Here is a 15610-nt window from a genome sequence, read left to right on the forward strand (position 1 = left end):
AGGGGGCAACGAACCGGCGATCAACAAAAGTTCAGCCGGATTGGGGTAAGAAACATGGCCGCGATGCGCATGTCGATCGCGCAGGAGGGGTATGAACTCTCTTTTCAACCAACGCCTCGACGTGCGCCACGACCTGCGTCTCAGTCCGCGAGGGCGGCCTCGTCGGTGGGCTCGCCACCGGACCTTCCGTGCTTCACTCGTGCGACACAGGTCACAACGAACGCGAGCGCCACGAGCAACGCGCTCGCCATCGGCACGCCCCGGTACCCGAGTCCGCCCCCGATCGCGAGGCCGCCGGCCCAGGGGCCGAGCGCGGCGCCCGTATTGAGCGCGGCCGTCGCCAGGCCGCCCGCGAGGGTGGGGGCGCCCGACGCCGCGTAGAGGGCGCGTGCGATCAGGGTCGAGCCGACCGCGAAGGACAGGCCGCCCTGGACGAAGGCGAGGACGAGCATCGCCGCGGTGTTTCCCGCGAGGAGGGCGAACAGGGCCCAGCCGAGCAGGAGTGCCGCCCCGCCGATGCCGACGACCCGCGTCGGGTACGTGTCCGAGAGGCGGCCCGCCGTGCTGACCCCGGCGTACGAGCCGAGGCCGAAGAGCGCCAGCACCGCCGGGAGCTCCAGGCTCGACGATCCGCCGATCCCGGTGACCTCCGTGGCGACCGGCGCCAGGTACGTGAACGTGCAGAACGTGGCGGCGTTGACCAGCGCGCCGAGCAGCAGCACCGTACGCAGGCGCGGGCCGCGCAGGGCCCGCAGTTCCGTGCGCAGGTCGCCGCGCGCCCCGGGACCGGGCTCCGTCGGCACCGACCGCAGCACGGCGATCAGCGCGGGTACGCAGATCAGCGCGACGGCCCAGAACGCGGACCGCCAGCCGAGGAGCCCGCCGAGCAGCGCCCCGCCGGGCACGCCCGCGACGCAGGCCAGGGTGGTGCCGCCGAGCAGGACCGACGTGGCGCGGCCCTTGGCGTCGGGGGCGACCATGCCGACCGCCGTGGCGAGGGCGACCGCGAGGAACCCGGCGTTGGCGAGCGCCGCGACGACGCGCGTGCCGAGCAGCACGGGGAAGCTCGTCGTCAGCGCGCCGACGACGTGCGCGAGGGCGAAGGCGAGGAGGAAGCCGAAGAGGGCCGGGCGGCGCGGCCACCGCACGGCGAGGACGGCCGTCAGCGGCGCACCGACGATCATGCCGAGCGCGAAGGCGGAGGTGAGCGCACCGGCGGCGGGGATGGAGACGCCCAGGTCATGGGCGATGTCGGGGCCGAGCCCCGAGAGCATGAACTCGGATGTTCCCTGCGCGAAGACGGCGAGGGCGAGCAGGTGGAGAGCGAAGGGCACGACGGACTCCGGGACCGTGGAGAAGAGGATGTGGTCGCGGTTCCGGCGGCGCGTGCGGTGGCCGTGGCGTGCGGCGGCGGAGGCCGGGTCCGCTGGGGACGGGCCTCAACGATGCGCGGAGGAAGGCCACCGGACGGCTGCCGGTGGCCGGAGTCTGTCGGACTCGGGGCTGGTCACGGGAGCGAGCGTACGGCCTGCCTCCGTACGGCGGCCAGCGGGTTTCACGCGGCCCGGGTCTACACCGCCCGGACCGCGCCCCGCGCCGAGCCCGAGATCCCCGCGAGGAAGCCCTGCGCGTGGTCGGAGACGCCGTGCCGCAGCCACGCCGGGTCGATCTCGCACACCGCGACCTTCACGCTCGTACCGGCGAGGGCGATGGGCAGGGTGTGCACGACGGTCGAGGGGAAGCTGAGGATGGTCCGGCCTATGGGGCCGCGCCGGGCGATCAGTTCGAGGGGGAGGTCGGGGCGGACGATCTCCAGGCCGGTCTCGGTGGCGAGTCGGTGCAGCTTGTCGGCGCTCTCCCGGCGGTGCGCGAAGTAGCGGGTGGCGCCGTGCGCGCGGGCCAGTTCGCGGACCGCGACGAGGTACTGCTCCAGGTCGACGACTCCCGTCTCCACCAGGGAGGTTCCGACCATGTCGGCGCCGCGCGTGATGCGCGGCGGGCCGAACCGGGCGCGGGTCCAGGCGTAGTCGTTGGAGCTGACCGTGACGCCTTCGGGGGCCTCGTCGACCGGCATCGACGTGAACACCGACACGGAGTCGCGGCGGGCGTGCGCGGTGAGCCTGCGCCGTGCGGCGGCCGCGACGGGGCCGAAGACGAGGTCGCGCGGGCCCGTCCTGCCGCCGCGCCGGTGCCAGCGCACGAGCCGTTCGCCGCGCACCAGTTGGGCGACGAACTCCATGGTGGCGGTGCCGTCGTCGACGACGACGAGCTCGCGGGCCCGGGTGATCGTGAGCAGCAGCTGTACGTAGCGGGAGAACGGGTCGCCGAGGACGATCCGGTGGGCCCTGCGCAGCGAGGGGGCGAGCCCGCCGATGGTGTGGAAGGGCGCGCCGGCGCCGCCGCGGGCCTCCTCCCAGCGCACCGTGTGGCCTTCGGTGCGGGCGAGTTCGGCCATGCGGCGCAGCTGGCCGCGGGTCATCGGGTCGGTGGGCGAGAGCACCACGACGGTCGCGACGACCTCCTGGTGGTGTGCCCACTCCAGGACGTTGAGGAGCTGCACCGGGCTCTCGACGAAGCACAACGTACTGCCGGACATGCTGCCCTCCCGAGGGCGCCGAGAGCGGCCCGGCGCGCGGTCAACCGCGCCGGGCCGCTCAGGGGTTGAGGTCACACACCCACCGGCTCACCGGCGGCGACGGCGATCTCCGACTCGGCGACGACGCCCGGCACGCGGCGCAGCTTCTTCATCGGGCCGAGCTCGGACTCGTAGACCTTCTTGACGCCGTCACCGAGGGCGGTCTCGATGACGCGGATGTCGCGCACCAGGCGCTCCAGGCCCTGCGGCTCCACGGAGGCGGCCTGGTCGGAGCCCCACATGGTGCGGTCGAGGGTGATGTGGCGCTCGACGAAGGTGGCGCCGAGGGCGACGGCGGCGAGCGTCGTCTGAAGGCCGGGCTCGTGGCCGGAGTAGCCGATCGGGACGTTCGGGTACTCGTCCTGGAGCGTGTTGATGACGCGCAGGTTGAGCTCCTCGGCCTTGGCCGGGTACGTCGACGTGGCGTGGCACATCAGGATGTTGTCGGAGCCGAGGACCTCGACCGCGTGGCGGATCTGCTTCGGCGTCGACATGCCGGTGGAGAGGATGACCGTCTTGCCGGTGGCACGCAGGGCGCGGAGCAGTTCGTCGTCGGTGAGGGAGGCGGAGGCCACCTTGTGGGCGGGGACGTTGAACTTCTCCAGGAAGGCGACGGCCTCGGTGTCCCACGGGGAGGCGAACCAGTCGATGCCGCGCTTCTTGCAGTACTCGTCGATGGCGCGGTACTCGTCCTCGCCGAACTCGACGCGGTGCCGGTAGTCGATGTACGTCATCCGGCCCCAGGGGGTGTCCCGCTCGATGTCCCACTGGTCGCGCGGGGTGCAGATCTCCGGGGTGCGCTTCTGGAACTTGACGGCGTCGCAGCCGGCGTCGGCGGCCGCGTCGATCAGGCGGAACGCGTTCTCCAGGTCACCGTTGTGGTTGATGCCGATCTCGCCGGTGACGTAGACGGGGCGGCCGGGTCCTGCCTCGCGCGAACCGAACTTGCGGATGCGGGAGTTGGGGGTCTGAGCAGTCATGGCTTGCGTTCCTTACTTTTCGAGGGAGTCGAGAGAAGGGCCGAGGATCCAGCTGGCGATCTCTCGGATCGCGCCTTCGCCTCCGGGGACGGTGGTGACGGCGCGTGCGGCGCCGCGCACGACGTCATGGGCGCTGGCGACCGCCACGGGCCAGCCCGCGAGGGCGAAGCACGGGAGGTCGTTGACGTCGTTGCCGACGTAGAGCACGCGCTCGGGCGCGATGCCCTGTTCCTCGCACCACTGCTTGAGCGCGAGGTCCTTGCGGTCGATGCCGTGCAGGACCGGGATCTTGAGCTTCCGGGCCCGGGCGGCGACGACCGGGTTCACCTCCGTGGACAGGATCAGCAGTTCGAGGCCGCTCCTGCGGAGGGCCGCGATGCCGAGGCCGTCACCGCGGTGCACGGTGACGAACTCCCGTCCTTCGGAGTCGATCAGCACCTTGTCGTCGGTCTGGGTGCCGTCGAAGTCGAGGACGACCGCGTCGACGTCTTCCTTGGAAGGGAGGACGGACTGCTGGTCGAAGAGGGGGGCCAGCGCGCGGGCGCGGGCCAGGTCGTGCGGGTCGTCGATCTCCAGGACCCGCGCGGGGTCGGTGCGGACGAGTTCCGTGCGGCCGAAGAAGCGGTGCTCGTGGCGGCGGAACCCGCTGGTCTCCATGCCGTAGACGGCGCCGGTCTCCAGGAGGTCCTGGGGCCGGTCCTGGCGCATCTGGCGCTGCGACTTGTCGTGGTTGACGCCGTAGCCGCCGCCGGTCGCGGTCTGCCGGTCGGCGAGGACGGCGACGCCGCCCGCCTCCGCTGCCGTGCTGTGCACGGTGGCCGGGCGCGGCTCGTCGTCCTCATGGCGCCACACGAACCCGTGGAAGGGGGCGACCGTCAGCGCGCTGTCGGCGCCCTTGTCGAGGATCGCGCCGACCACCGCGTCGATGTCCTCCCGTACGAGGAAGGGGCTGGTGCACTGGACGAGCAGCACCACGTCGACGGCCGCGCCGTGCAGCGCCTCGTGCGCGTCCATGGCGTGCAGCACGGCGGCCTCGGAGCTGGACTTGTCGCCCGCGATGGCGACGGGCCGGGTCACGACCTCGGCGCCCGCGTCCCGTGCGGCGGCGGCGATGGCGGCGTCGTCGGTGGAGACCACGACGTCGGTGACCTGCCGGGTGGCGAGGCACTCGCGCACGGCGCGGGCCACCAGAGGGACGCCGCCGACCGGGGCCAGGTTCTTCGCCGGGACGCCCTTGGAGCCGCCGCGGGCGGGGATCACGGCGAGTACGCGCCGGACGGGGGCGGCGAGGCCCGCGTCCGGGGCGGCCTGGACCGTCTCGAGGTCGGTCATGTGCGCTTCTCCTTCAGGGAGTCGGTCATTCCTCAGAGGCGGGGTCACAGCTCCCCCATCCGCCGGATCACGGGGGCGACGCGCTGCACCCCGTGCCGGTAGGCGCCGCGGGCGGCCCGGCGCACGACCTGCCGCACCGGGCCCGGCTCCCGGTCGGAGGCGGGCGCGCCGGGCAGCGGGCTGCCGTCGGGCGCGAGGTGGTGGCGGGCGAGGATGCGCGGCAGATAGCCGGGGGCGGTGGTGCGGCTGTAGTAGGGCGCCAGTGGGGCCCGGTCCTTGGCGAGCAGTTCGGCGACCCTGGAGCGCGCGCCGTCGAAGGCGCTCTCGTACGCCCCGTCGGCCGCGACGCCCTGGCGGGCCAGCCAGCCGGGTTCCGGTTCGGGCCGCAGCCCCGCGTCCAGCTGGTCCCAGGAGGCGAGGCAGCCGGAGCCGGTGAAGTGGTGGTTGCCGAGCGCCTCGCGCACGCCGAGATCGGTGAGCAGCGCGGTCGGGATGCGCCGGTGCAGGGATTCGAGGGCGGCGGTGGAGCTGACCGTGACGAGCAGGTCGGTGCGGTCGAGGACCTCGCCCATGTTCCCGTACACGAGCCGGAAGTTGGCCGGCAGTTCGCGGCGCTGCGCGAGCTTCTGGTAGGGGATCTCCTCGATGTGCGTGGTGTGTTCGCCGGGCTTGCTGCGCAGTTTGAGCAGCACCTCGCGGTCGGGGTGCGCCTCGGCGTGCTGGACGAGGCGGTCGAGCAGGTAGCCGCGGTCGGCCGCCGTGTCCGGCACGGAGGGCTGTGCCGCGAAGGTGACCGTGTACGGCTCGCGTTCACCGGCGTAGGGCTCGCCGCCGAGGAACGGCAGCGCGCACTCGGTGACCGCGGAGGCGTCCGCGCCCACCCCCTCGTACACGGCGCGGAACCGCTCCGCGTCGTAGCGCGAGTTGGCGAGCACCACGTCGGCGCCGTGCCGTAGGAGCAGTCCGTCGGCGAGCTTCTCGTAGACGACGCCGACGTAGCCGGTGACGACGACGGGGCGCCGCTCCGCTTCCCGCCAGGCGTGGGCGAGGCCGTGCAGGACGGCCTGGACGCCCCCGCCGACGAGGGCGAGCAGCACCACGTCGTAGGCTGCGGACTTCATCTCGCGGAGGAATTCGACGGCCGTGACCTCGCGCAGGCTGTCGGCGCGGACGCCGATCTCGCGGAGCTGGCGCGGGGTCGGGGTGGCTCGGCCGCGCAGCAGATAGCCGTCGAGGGCGACGCCTTCGGGGGCGATGCGGGAGGCGGTGAGCGACCCCCATTTCCACCGGGTGTCGGAGTCCGCGAGCACGGCGACCCTGAGCTGCTTTTCGTTCCTTACTGGCACGCTGGAAAACTTAGGAAGCAATTCCGAGCCGCGGCCCAACCAGAATGCAACAAACGGTTAACAGCACACCGACGAATGGCGAATCGGCCCGGGAAATGGCCTGCGCCAGGGCCGGTTCACGGTCCCGCCACGCTTCGTTCACCTGACATCAAGCCACCGGTCAAGACGAATGCCGGGCCGCGCCCTAACGTCACCGTCGTGGTCAAGCTCTCCGTCATCGTGCCGTTCTACAACGTGCAGCAATACGCGCCCGACACCCTCAGAAGTCTGCGAGCGAACGCACGCGAGGACTTCGAATTCATTCTCGTCGACGACTGCTCCAAGGACGAGACACCGGACATTCTCGCGCGCGCCGAGCGCGAGCTGCCCGGCGCGGTCGTCGTGCGACACGAACGGAACGGAGGACTCGCGACCGCCCGCAACACAGGACTCGACCGGGCCCGCGGCGAATACCTCGCCTTCCTGGACGGCGACGACTGGCTCGCGCCCGGCTACTACGCCCGCCTCCTGGCCGCCATGGAGGGCCTGGGGTGCGACTTCGTGCGCACGGACCACGTCCAGTGCACCGCGCGGGCCCGCTCGGTGCACCGCTTTCCGCACGGTCTGCGCGATGTCGTCATGGACCCGCGCGCGGCGATCCTGCCCGCCGACCGCTCGACCGCCGTCGACTACGCCTACGCGTGGGCCGGCATGTACCACCGGCGGCTCGCCGACGAAGGCCTGCTGCACTTCACCGACGGCCTTCGCACGGCGGAGGACCGGCCGTGGATCTGGCGGCTGCACCGCGAGGCGAAATCCTTTGCGGCGGTCAGCACGCTGGGCGTTTTCTATCGCCGCGGCGTCTCGTCCTCGCTCACTCAGATCGGCGACGTACGGCAGCTCGATTTCATCCGGGCATTCGACCAGGTCGTCCGGGAAACAGCCCAGGACCGGGATGCGGAGCTGCTTCTCCCGAAGGCCGTGCGCACGTACTGCGCCATCATTTCCCACCACTTGGGATCCATCGAAAGGTTCGAACCACCCGTGGCCCGCACATTGAAGTCGCTCAGCGCGGCCGCGCTCAAGCGCATGCCGCAGGGCGTGCTCGACGACGCGCTCGACTCGATGGACACCCAGCGGGCCACGCGGCTTCGCCGCCTGCGCCGCCGCCCGGTCAGCGCGGAGGTCACGGCATGACGACCCGCATTCTGCTGGCCTCGACCCTGTACGGCGCCGCCACCCTCGCGGCGGCCCTCGACGCGGACCGGTTCGCCCCGGCGGACCGCACGCTGCTGCTGATCGCCAACAACGCGGCAACGCCCGAGACCACCCCCGCCGTCGACGAGATGCCCGGCTTCGAGCAGCTGCGCGGCCGCTTCGACGGCATCCTGTCGTGGAACGAGGCGATCGCCCCCTTCCACCCCGGCAGCTGGTCGCCGCGCGCCGACGACATCCCGCTGTGGGAACGCTACTTGCGGCTCACCTGGGGCCTCGGCGACGACGACGTCGAGCTGGCCGTCGAGTCCATCCAGGTCAACCCGGCGATGGCCGTCGCGCAGATCTTCACGGGCGCCCCGGTCGACGTGTACGCGGACGGCCTGATGAGCTACGGCCCGACCCGCAACAAGATCGACCCGCTGATCGGCACGCGGGTGCGCCGACTGCTCCACCTCGACCTGGTGCCCGGCCTGAAGCCGCTGCTGCTCACGGAGTTCGGCGTCGAGCCCGAGGTCGTCCCCACCGAGGTCTTCCTCAAGGTGCTCGCCGAGCTGTGCGACGCGGCGGGCGAACTGCCCCGCCTCCCCGGCGAACCGGCGCTCCTGCTCGGCCAGTACCTCTCCGCCCTCGGCATCCTCAGCGCCGAGGAGGAGGAGGACCTGCACGTGCGCATGATGCGGGGCGCCGCCCAACTCGGCCACAAGCACGTGGTGTTCAAGCCGCACCCCACCGCACCGGCCCGCTGGTCGCGCGTCCTGGAGAAGGAGGCGGAGCGCCTCGGCGTCGAGCTGACCGTCCTGGAGACGCCCGTCCTCGCCGAGGTCCTCTACCAGCGGATGCGGCCGGTCCTCGTCGTCGGCTGCTTCTCCACGGCGCTGCTCACCGCGAGCGCCCTGTACGGCATCCCGGTGGCCCGCATCGGCACGTCGACGCTCCTGGACCGCCTCACTCCGTACCAGAACAGCAACCGCGTGCCGGTCACCATCGTCGACGCGCTGCTGCCCGACCTGGCCGACCGCACGGCGGTCGAGGCGCAGGAACAGCCGCTGCCCGTCGGCGAGTTGGACGAGCTGCTGCGCGCGGTCGGCTACGCCATGCAGGCCAAGATCTACCCGGAGCTGCGCCGCCCCGCCGAGCGCTATCTCGCGACGCGCCTCGACGACCGCACCTGGCGCTACTTCAAGCGGCGCCGGCTGACGTCCCTCGGGCTGCCCGGCGCGCTCCCGGCGCAGTTCGCCTTCATCCCGCGCAACCCGACGGTGCGCAGGGTCGCCAAGCGCGCCCGCTCCCTGAAGCGGGCGGCCCTCGGATGACGGCTCCCGGCACGACGCTGCCCCCGCTCCCCGCGCCACAGACCGGACAGCAGACCAAGGCGGCGCCGACGCGCCACCCGTCCCGCCTGTACGCCCTGGACGGGCTGCGGCTGATCGCCGCGCTGATGGTGGCGGCCTACCACTACGGAGGCCGGGACGGCGAGATCTCGCAGGCCTGGGGGTCGTCGCCGCAGGAGCAGTTCCCCACCCTGCACGGCTGGTTCGCGTACGGCTGTCTCGGCGTGCAGATCTTCTTCGTGATCAGCGGCTTCGTGATCTGCATGAGCGGCTGGGGCAGACCCCTGCGCTCGTTCTTCGCCTCGCGCGCCGCACGTCTCCTCCCCTCGTACTGGGTGGCGATCGTCCTGGTGACGGCCGTCTTCGCGCTGCCGGTGGTGGCGTACGAGGCGGTGTCGCCGAGCGACGCGCTGGTCAACCTGACGATGCTCCAGCAGCCGCTGGGCGTGGACCGGGTCCTCGGCGTGTGCTGGACGCTCTGGGCGGAGCTGCGCTTCTACGCCCTGTTCGCGCTCTGCGTCGTCCTGCCGGGCGCGACGCGGCACCGGGTGGTGCTGTTCTGCGCGGTGTGGACGCTGGCGGCGGTCCTCGCGGAGGGCTCCGGGGAGCCGCTCGCGACGCTCGTCCTGATGCCGGAGTACGCGCCGTTCTTCATCGGCGGCATCGGCCTGTACCTGGTCCACCGCAACCGCCACGACGTCACCGCGTGGGGCATCGTCGCGGTGAGCTGGCTGATCGGGCAGCACTTCGCGGTGGACCGGACGTGGCACGCACCGAACCCGGACTTCTTCTCGTACCGCTCGTCGTTCGGGATCGTCGTGGTGATCACGCTCGGCTTCGCGGCCGTGGCGGCGATCGCGCTCGGCTGGACGAGCTGGGCGAAGTGGCGCTGGCTGACGGTCGCGGGCGCTCTCACGTACCCGTTCTACCTGGTCCACGAGCACCTGGGCTGGGTCGCCGTCGCGGCCCTGCACCGGCGCCTGGGACTGCCGTCGTGGGCCACGTTCGGGTCGACGGTCGCCGTGATGCTGACGCTCGCCTGGCTGCTGAACCGTTACGTCGAGAAGTGGGCGACGCCGCTGCTGCGCAGGTCGCTGAACCGGCGCCCGAGCGCCGCCTAGACGCCTAGGCGTCTAGACGCCTAGACGCTCGCCAGCGAGAGCTTCACCGCGAAGCCGAGGAAGAGCACACCGGCCGCCGAGGTCGCGCCCGCCGACAGGCGCCTGCGGCGGCGGAAGGCGGCGGACAGCTTCATGCCGCTGAAGATCAGCGCGGAGAGGTAGAGCACGCTGGCCGCCTGCGCGAAGGCGCCGAGCACCACGAAGGACAGGGCGGGGTACGCGTACGACGGGTCGACGAACTGCACGAAGAAGGCGATGAAGAACAGGATCGCCTTCGGGTTGAGCAGGCTGATCACGAAGGCGCGGCGGAACGGCCGCTCCTGCGCGGGCTCCTCCTCCGCGGCGCCGCTCTCCGCCGCGAGCCGCTCCTTGCGGGTGCGCCACATGCTCCACGCGGCGCGCATCATGCCGATGGCGAGCCAGGTCAGATAGCCGGCGCCCGCGTACTTCACGATGCCGAAGATCACGGAGTTGGCCTGGAGCAGGGAGGCGACCCCGGCGGCCGAGAGGGTCATCAGAACGGTGTCCCCGCACCACACACCGGCGGCCGCCTTGTAGCCGGTGCGGATGCCGCGGCGGGCGCCGACGGAGAGCACGTACAGCGAGTTCGGCCCCGGCAGAAGGATGATGAGGGCGAGGCCCGCGAGATAGGTCGGAAGATCGATGACACCCAGCATGGCGGGAGTGTCGCACGACCGTCCGGCCCGCCGCCCACAGGGCCCGGATACCGGACACTCGGCGTCGGACGCTCCCCCGCCACGGGGCTCCGCCCCGGACCCCGCGCCTCAATCGCCGGCGGGGCTTGATTGCGTGCACCTCATCGGCGGCGAGTGCCGGCAAATCAAGCCCCTGCGGCGATTGAGCAGCGGGGTCCGGGGCGGAGCCCCGTGAGCCCAGCCCCGGCGCAGCGAAACGTCAGAACGTCTCCGACGGCACGTACGCCCCCCACACCCCGCGGAGCGCGTCACACACCTCGCCGACCGTCGCCCGCGCGCGCAACGCGTCCTTCATCGGGTAGAGGACGTTGTCCTCCCCCTCCGCCGCCTTCTTCAGCGCGGCGAGCGCCGCGTCGACCGCCCCCTGGTCCCGCCCGGCCCGCAGCTTCGCGAGCCGCTCGGCCTGCTGGGCCTCGATGGCCGGGTCGACGCGGTGCGGCTCGTAGGGCTCCTCCCCGTCGAGCTGGTAGCGGTTGACGCCGACCACGACGCGCTCACCGGAGTCGGTCTCCTGCGCGATCCGGTAGGCGGAGCGCTCGATCTCGCTCTTCTGGAAGCCGCGCTCGATCGCGTTGACCGCGCCGCCCAACTCCTCGACCTTGTCCATGAGTTCGAGGGCGGCGGCCTCCACGTCGTCCGTCATGCTCTCGACGACGTACGAACCCGCGAACGGGTCGACCGTCGCCGTCACGTCCGTCTCGTACGCGAGGACCTGCTGCGTGCGCAGGGCCAGGCGCGCGGACTTGTCGGTGGGGAGCGCGATCGCCTCGTCGAAGGAGTTCGTGTGCAGCGACTGCGTACCGCCGAGGACCGCGCCGAGGCCCTGGACCGCGACGCGCACGAGGTTCACCTCGGGCTGCTGGGCGGTGAGCTGCACACCGGCCGTCTGCGTGTGGAAGCGGAGCATCAGCGACTTGGGGTTCTTGGCACCGAACTCCTCCTTCATCACCTTCGCCCAGATCCTGCGCGCCGCACGGAACTTGGCGACCTCCTCCAGGATCGTCGTCCGGGCGACGAAGAAGAACGACAGGCGCGGCGCGAAGTCGTCGACGTCCATGCCCGCCGCGACGGCCGTGCGGACGTACTCGATGCCGTCGGCGAGCGTGAAGGCGATCTCCTGCGCGGGCGAGGCACCGGCCTCGGCCATGTGGTAGCCGGAGATCGAGATGGTGTTCCACTTCGGGATCTCGGCCTTGCAGTACTTGAAGATGTCCGCGATCAGCCGCAGCGAGGGCTTGGGCGGGAAGATGTAGGTGCCGCGGGCGATGTACTCCTTGAGCACGTCGTTCTGGATGGTGCCGGTGAGCTTGTCGGCCGGCACCCCCTGCTCCTCGCCCACGAGCTGGTACATCAGGAGCAGCAGCGCGGCCGGGGCGTTGATCGTCATCGACGTGGAGACCTTCTCCAGCGGGATGCCGTCGAACAGGACGCGCATGTCGTCGATGGAGTCGATCGCGACGCCGACCTTGCCGACCTCGCCGGAGGCGATCGGCGCGTCGGAGTCGTGGCCCATCTGGGTCGGCAGGTCGAAGGCGACGGACAGGCCCATCGTGCCGTTCTCGATGAGCTGCTTGTAGCGGGCGTTGGACTCGGTGGCCGTGCCGAACCCGGCGTACTGCCGCATCGTCCACGGGCGGCCCGTGTACATCGTCGGGTAGACACCGCGCGTGAAGGGGTACGCGCCCGGTTCGCCCAGCTTCCGGTCCGGGTCCCAGCCCTCCAGGGCCGACGGGCCGTAGACCGGCTCGATGGGCAGTCCGGACTCGGATTCGCGCGCCATGGTTGTGCCTCCAGCGATGACTTGCCGATGCTTGCCGTGAATTGCTGTTACTTACCAGTAGTGAACGACCCTCGCGACGGACTGTAGCGGCGGGCGTGCGGCCAGTGGAGAGCCCCGCGCTGGGACCTTGCTCACAGACTTTCCCGCGTTTGCCCCTCGTCATCACATCGGGCCCACGAGGAGTTCGAGCCGGTTCGGACGGGGCAGCATCTGTCGTGACACGAGAGCGACGCGGCAGGCGGGGGGACGTCATGCGGACAGCTGTCCTACGTTCATCGATCGCGGTCACCGGGGTGCTGGCCCTGGTGGCCGGGTGCAAGGCCCAGGCGGTGGGGGACGGCGGGCGCGCCGCACCGCCGCTGACGTCCGAACCGTCCGCCTCCGACGCGTCCGGGCACCCCTCCGACGACGCCAAGCCCGCCGGGTCCCCGACGCCCGCACCGGCCGCCCCCAAGGTCCTCTTCTCCCCCGGTGACAGCTCCAAGGACGTACGGGAGCTTCAGGCCCGGCTGCGCCAGGTGGCCTGGCTCTACAACGGGCCCACGGGCACGTACGACGACCTGACCGCCGACGCGGTCAAGGGGTTCCAGGGCAAGCGCGGCCTGCCGCGCACGGGTGAGACGGACACCGTGACCTGGCAGCGGCTGCTGAACATGACGCACGAGCCGGGCAAGTGGGAGCTGTACCAGTTCGGCGGGCAGCCCCCGGCGAAACCGGATCCGCGCTGCATGACGGGGCGGGTGATCTGCATCAGCAAGACCAGCCGCACGCTGGCGTGGATGGTGGACGGCAGGCGCGTCCTGACGACGGAGGTGCGGTTCGGGGCCCAGTACACGCCGACCCGCGAGGGCGTCTTCCACGTCGACTTCAAGTCCCGGCACCACGTCTCGACGCTCTACGACTCGCCCATGCCGTACGCGATGTTTTTCAGCGGCGGCCAGGCGGTGCACTACTCGGCGGACTTCGCGGCGCGCGGGTACGCGGGGGCCTCGCACGGCTGTGTGAACGTCAAGGACGAGCGGACGATCGCGCGGCTGTTCTCGCAGGTGAAGAACGGCGACAAGGTCGTCGTCTACTGGTGAGGGCGCGAGGCGGAAACGTTGAAGGGCGCGGGTGGGACCGGGGGAACGTGTCCCACCCGCGCCGGTGGCACTGAGCACCAGGTACGGGGGGAACCCGGGCTCGTGCGCGGCCGATGACCAGTCGGCTCACTCATTACTGCGCCGCGGTGTCCAGAAACGTCACACCTGGCGCGCAACCCTTTTTGACCCGTTACGTTTCCGCAGGTCACGGCAGCGTGCTGGCGCTCGCGCTGGGGCTGCCGGTCAGGCTCGCGCTCGCGTCGGGGCTCGGGGCGGCGGCGGCCGAGTCGACACCGGCGCTCGGGCTGAGGGTGGGGCTGGGGCTGGGGCTCGCGGTGCCGCCCGGGTCGCCGTCCTCGTCCTCGTTCTCGGCGCCGCCCTTGCCGTCGCCCTTGCCGCCCGAACCGGTGCCGTCGTCCGAGGCCCTCTTGTCGTCGGTGTGCTGCGAGGCGGTCTTGTCGGTCGACGAGCCGGAGCCGCCGGACCGGGCCAGGACGCGGTCGCAGAAGCGGCCGAGGCTCCGCGTGTCCTGTCCGAGGGCCTTCGCGGACGCCTCCAGGCGCTGCACGTCCGCGGCGCCGGAGTCCCCGCCCCGGTACTTGCGGCAGGTGTCGACGAGCTTGCGCGCCTGGGCCCTCGCCCCTTCGGTGGCGCCCGCGTCCGGCCGGGGGTGCTGGGAGGTGCGGCCGTCGCGCGGGTCGCCCGCGCCGCGGCCGCGGGACGGGGAGCCCGAGGCGGAGCCGCTGTCGGCCGCGCCGGACGACTCCGTCGGCTTCGGTACCGCGTGGCCGTCCTCCGTGACTCCCGCGGAGGCCGAGGCGAGCGGCCGGTCGGGGCTCGCGGCGGCGGACACGGACGCGGCGGGCGCCGGGTCGTCCGAGCCGCGGAACGGCGAGGGCAGCACCCCGGTCCCGGCGGCGACCGCGACCCCGCCGACCATGCAGGCGGCGAACGCGGCGACCGCTCCGAGCCGCGCGGGGCGACCCCAGTTCGGAAGCCGCCCGGACACCTTGGGGGCGGCCCCGGCGGAACGCCGGGCGCGGCCCGCGCGCACGCGGCCGCTCGCGCCCTCGTTCACAGCGCCGTTCACAGCTGTGACGGCGCGTGTCTCGCGGAACGCCTTCAACGCGGCGTCCTCGCCGGGCAGTTCACCTTCGGACCCGGCCGGCACCTCGGCCAGCGCGTACAGCGCGGCGGTCAGCCGGTCGGCCCGCAGGGCGTCGTCTCCGGAGACGGCCGGGGCCTCTCCGCGCAGCAGGCGGTCCGCCGCGTCGCGGTTAAGCCACTTGTCGTGCTCGTCGGCCATCACATGTCCTTCTGCGTCCGCGAACGCGAATGCGTCACACCTGCGGACGTCGCCGTACGGGTGCGGTCACGCCGTGGAGTCGGTACCGCTTCGAGGGAGTCGGCGGAGTTCTCGGCCGCCGTGGAGTCGGCCGCGCCGATCAGTTCGGCCAGCCGTTTCAGGCCGCGGTGCGCGGCGGTGCGGACCGCGCCTGGCCTCTTGCCGAGGGTCTGCGCGGCGCTCTTCGCGTCCAGGCCGACGACGACGCGCAGCACGACGGCCTCGGCCTGGTCCTGCGGGAGCTGGGAGATGAGCGCCATGGCGCTGCCGGTGGCCAGGGACTCCATGGCCTCGTCGGCGGTGTCGGAGGGGGCGGGTCTGCCGGTGAGCTCGGTCTCGTCACCGCCGACGGCGGGCCGGCGTCCCCGCATGCGTATGTGGTCGAGCGCGCGATTGCGGGCGATGCGGGCGGCCCAGCCGCGGAACCGGTCGGCATCGCCCTCGAAGCGGTCGAGGTCGCGGGCTATCTGGAGCCAGGCCTCCGACGCGACGTCCTCCGCGTCCGGGTCGCCGACCAGCGTGCGCACGTATCCGAGCAGCCGCGGGTGCACGGTGCGGTACACGGTCCGGAAAGCGGCCTCGCTCCCGTCCCGCGCCGCGAGCACCGCGGCGGTCAGCTCCGCGTCGTCCCCCAGCACTCCCTGCCCCTGCCCTGCTCTGGCCGTGAAGCCGTGTGCGCCGTCGATACGGGTGCGCGCTCGGCGCGAATCCGAACGCTACGGCCTGAAACGTCCTCGCGTCCATG

General features: G+C 72.1%; 13 protein-coding genes. 4 read left to right on the forward strand and 9 right to left on the reverse strand.

Annotated features, from left to right (window positions below):
* Positions 1-140 precede the first annotated feature (140 nt).
* The 5 genes from ACNYS0_RS16490 to ACNYS0_RS16510 all read right to left on the reverse strand — a co-directional run bounded on the left by ACNYS0_RS16490 (position 141) and on the right by ACNYS0_RS16510 (position 6293).
* A complete protein-coding gene (locus tag ACNYS0_RS16490) occupies positions 141-1334 on the reverse strand; it encodes a Cmx/CmrA family chloramphenicol efflux MFS transporter (protein WP_422474453.1) in 1194 nt (397 codons plus the stop codon).
* A gap of 236 nt (positions 1335-1570) precedes the next feature.
* Positions 1571-2596 carry a hypothetical protein gene (locus ACNYS0_RS16495; RefSeq protein ID WP_422474455.1) on the reverse strand — a complete coding sequence of 342 codons (1026 nt, stop codon included), beginning with the start codon at positions 2594-2596 and terminating at the stop codon, positions 1571-1573.
* Positions 2597-2667: 71 nt separating this feature from the next.
* Positions 2668-3615, reverse strand: coding sequence for an N-acetylneuraminate synthase family protein (locus tag ACNYS0_RS16500; RefSeq protein WP_422474457.1), 948 nt, complete (start codon positions 3613-3615; stop codon positions 2668-2670).
* A gap of 12 nt (positions 3616-3627) precedes the next feature.
* The gene (locus ACNYS0_RS16505) at positions 3628-4947 is read right to left on the reverse strand and encodes a cytidylyltransferase domain-containing protein (protein WP_422474459.1); all 1320 of its coding nucleotides are present in this window, start codon (positions 4945-4947) and stop codon (positions 3628-3630) included.
* Between the two features lie 44 nt (positions 4948-4991).
* Positions 4992-6293, reverse strand: coding sequence for a DUF6716 putative glycosyltransferase (locus ACNYS0_RS16510; protein WP_422474460.1), 1302 nt, complete (start codon positions 6291-6293; stop codon positions 4992-4994).
* A 198-nt stretch (positions 6294-6491) separates the two neighbouring features.
* Between ACNYS0_RS16510 and ACNYS0_RS16515 the strand changes: the two genes are divergently transcribed.
* Genes ACNYS0_RS16515 through ACNYS0_RS16525 form a run of 3 tightly spaced genes read left to right on the forward strand, consistent with a single transcriptional unit; the run spans position 6492 to position 9942 of the window.
* Positions 6492-7469: a glycosyltransferase family 2 protein gene (locus ACNYS0_RS16515; protein ID WP_422474462.1), complete on the forward strand. Its 978-nt coding sequence runs from the start codon at positions 6492-6494 to the stop codon at positions 7467-7469.
* Positions 7466-8803, forward strand: a complete 1338-nt coding sequence (locus tag ACNYS0_RS16520) for a polysialyltransferase family glycosyltransferase (RefSeq protein WP_422474464.1) — start codon at positions 7466-7468, stop codon at positions 8801-8803. Before ACNYS0_RS16515 ends, ACNYS0_RS16520 begins: the two co-directional genes overlap by 4 nt.
* The gene (locus ACNYS0_RS16525; protein WP_422474466.1) at positions 8800-9942 is read left to right on the forward strand and encodes an acyltransferase family protein; all 1143 of its coding nucleotides are present in this window, start codon (positions 8800-8802) and stop codon (positions 9940-9942) included. Before ACNYS0_RS16520 ends, ACNYS0_RS16525 begins: the two co-directional genes overlap by 4 nt.
* 20 nt (positions 9943-9962) lie before the next feature.
* Here ACNYS0_RS16525 and leuE read toward each other — a convergent pair whose 3' ends face one another.
* Positions 9963-10619, reverse strand: a complete 657-nt coding sequence (gene leuE, locus ACNYS0_RS16530) for a leucine efflux protein LeuE (RefSeq protein ID WP_403852192.1) — start codon at positions 10617-10619, stop codon at positions 9963-9965.
* A 238-nt stretch (positions 10620-10857) separates the two neighbouring features.
* The gene (locus tag ACNYS0_RS16535; protein ID WP_422474467.1) at positions 10858-12438 is read right to left on the reverse strand and encodes an acyl-CoA mutase large subunit family protein; all 1581 of its coding nucleotides are present in this window, start codon (positions 12436-12438) and stop codon (positions 10858-10860) included.
* Positions 12439-12689: 251 nt separating this feature from the next.
* On the opposite strand from ACNYS0_RS16535, the gene ACNYS0_RS16540 reads away from it, so the two are divergent.
* Entirely contained in the window at positions 12690-13520 is an 831-nt protein-coding gene (locus ACNYS0_RS16540) for a L,D-transpeptidase family protein (RefSeq protein ID WP_422474469.1), read from the forward strand.
* A gap of 205 nt (positions 13521-13725) precedes the next feature.
* Here ACNYS0_RS16540 and ACNYS0_RS16545 read toward each other — a convergent pair whose 3' ends face one another.
* The gene (locus tag ACNYS0_RS16545) at positions 13726-14826 is read right to left on the reverse strand and encodes a hypothetical protein (protein ID WP_422474470.1); all 1101 of its coding nucleotides are present in this window, start codon (positions 14824-14826) and stop codon (positions 13726-13728) included.
* The gene (locus tag ACNYS0_RS16550; protein ID WP_422474472.1) at positions 14826-15503 is read right to left on the reverse strand and encodes an RNA polymerase sigma factor; all 678 of its coding nucleotides are present in this window, start codon (positions 15501-15503) and stop codon (positions 14826-14828) included. Before ACNYS0_RS16550 ends, ACNYS0_RS16545 begins: the two co-directional genes overlap by 1 nt.
* Positions 15504-15610: the final 107 nt, after the last annotated feature.

It is taken from the genome of Streptomyces anthophorae, from assembly GCF_049310305.1.
Classification (GTDB): domain Bacteria; phylum Actinomycetota; class Actinomycetes; order Streptomycetales; family Streptomycetaceae; genus Streptomyces.

What these genes read in the sequence shown, in the direction of transcription:
- ACNYS0_RS16495 (WP_422474455.1), bottom strand. Translation starts at nt 2,596, where the DNA reads ATGTCCGGCAGTACGTTGTGCTTCGTCGAGAGCCCGGTGCAGCTCCTC.
- ACNYS0_RS16500 (WP_422474457.1), bottom strand. Translation starts at nt 3,615, where the DNA reads ATGACTGCTCAGACCCCCAACTCCCGCATCCGCAAGTTCGGTTCGCGC.
- ACNYS0_RS16505 (WP_422474459.1), bottom strand. Translation starts at nt 4,947, where the DNA reads ATGACCGACCTCGAGACGGTCCAGGCCGCCCCGGACGCGGGCCTCGCC.
- ACNYS0_RS16520 (WP_422474464.1), top strand. Translation starts at nt 7,466, where the DNA reads ATGACGACCCGCATTCTGCTGGCCTCGACCCTGTACGGCGCCGCCACC.
- ACNYS0_RS16525 (WP_422474466.1), top strand. Translation starts at nt 8,800, where the DNA reads ATGACGGCTCCCGGCACGACGCTGCCCCCGCTCCCCGCGCCACAGACC.
- leuE (WP_403852192.1), bottom strand. Translation starts at nt 10,619, where the DNA reads ATGCTGGGTGTCATCGATCTTCCGACCTATCTCGCGGGCCTCGCCCTC.
- ACNYS0_RS16535 (WP_422474467.1), bottom strand. Translation starts at nt 12,438, where the DNA reads ATGGCGCGCGAATCCGAGTCCGGACTGCCCATCGAGCCGGTCTACGGC.
- ACNYS0_RS16540 (WP_422474469.1), top strand. Translation starts at nt 12,690, where the DNA reads ATGCGGACAGCTGTCCTACGTTCATCGATCGCGGTCACCGGGGTGCTG.
- ACNYS0_RS16545 (WP_422474470.1), bottom strand. Translation starts at nt 14,826, where the DNA reads ATGGCCGACGAGCACGACAAGTGGCTTAACCGCGACGCGGCGGACCGC.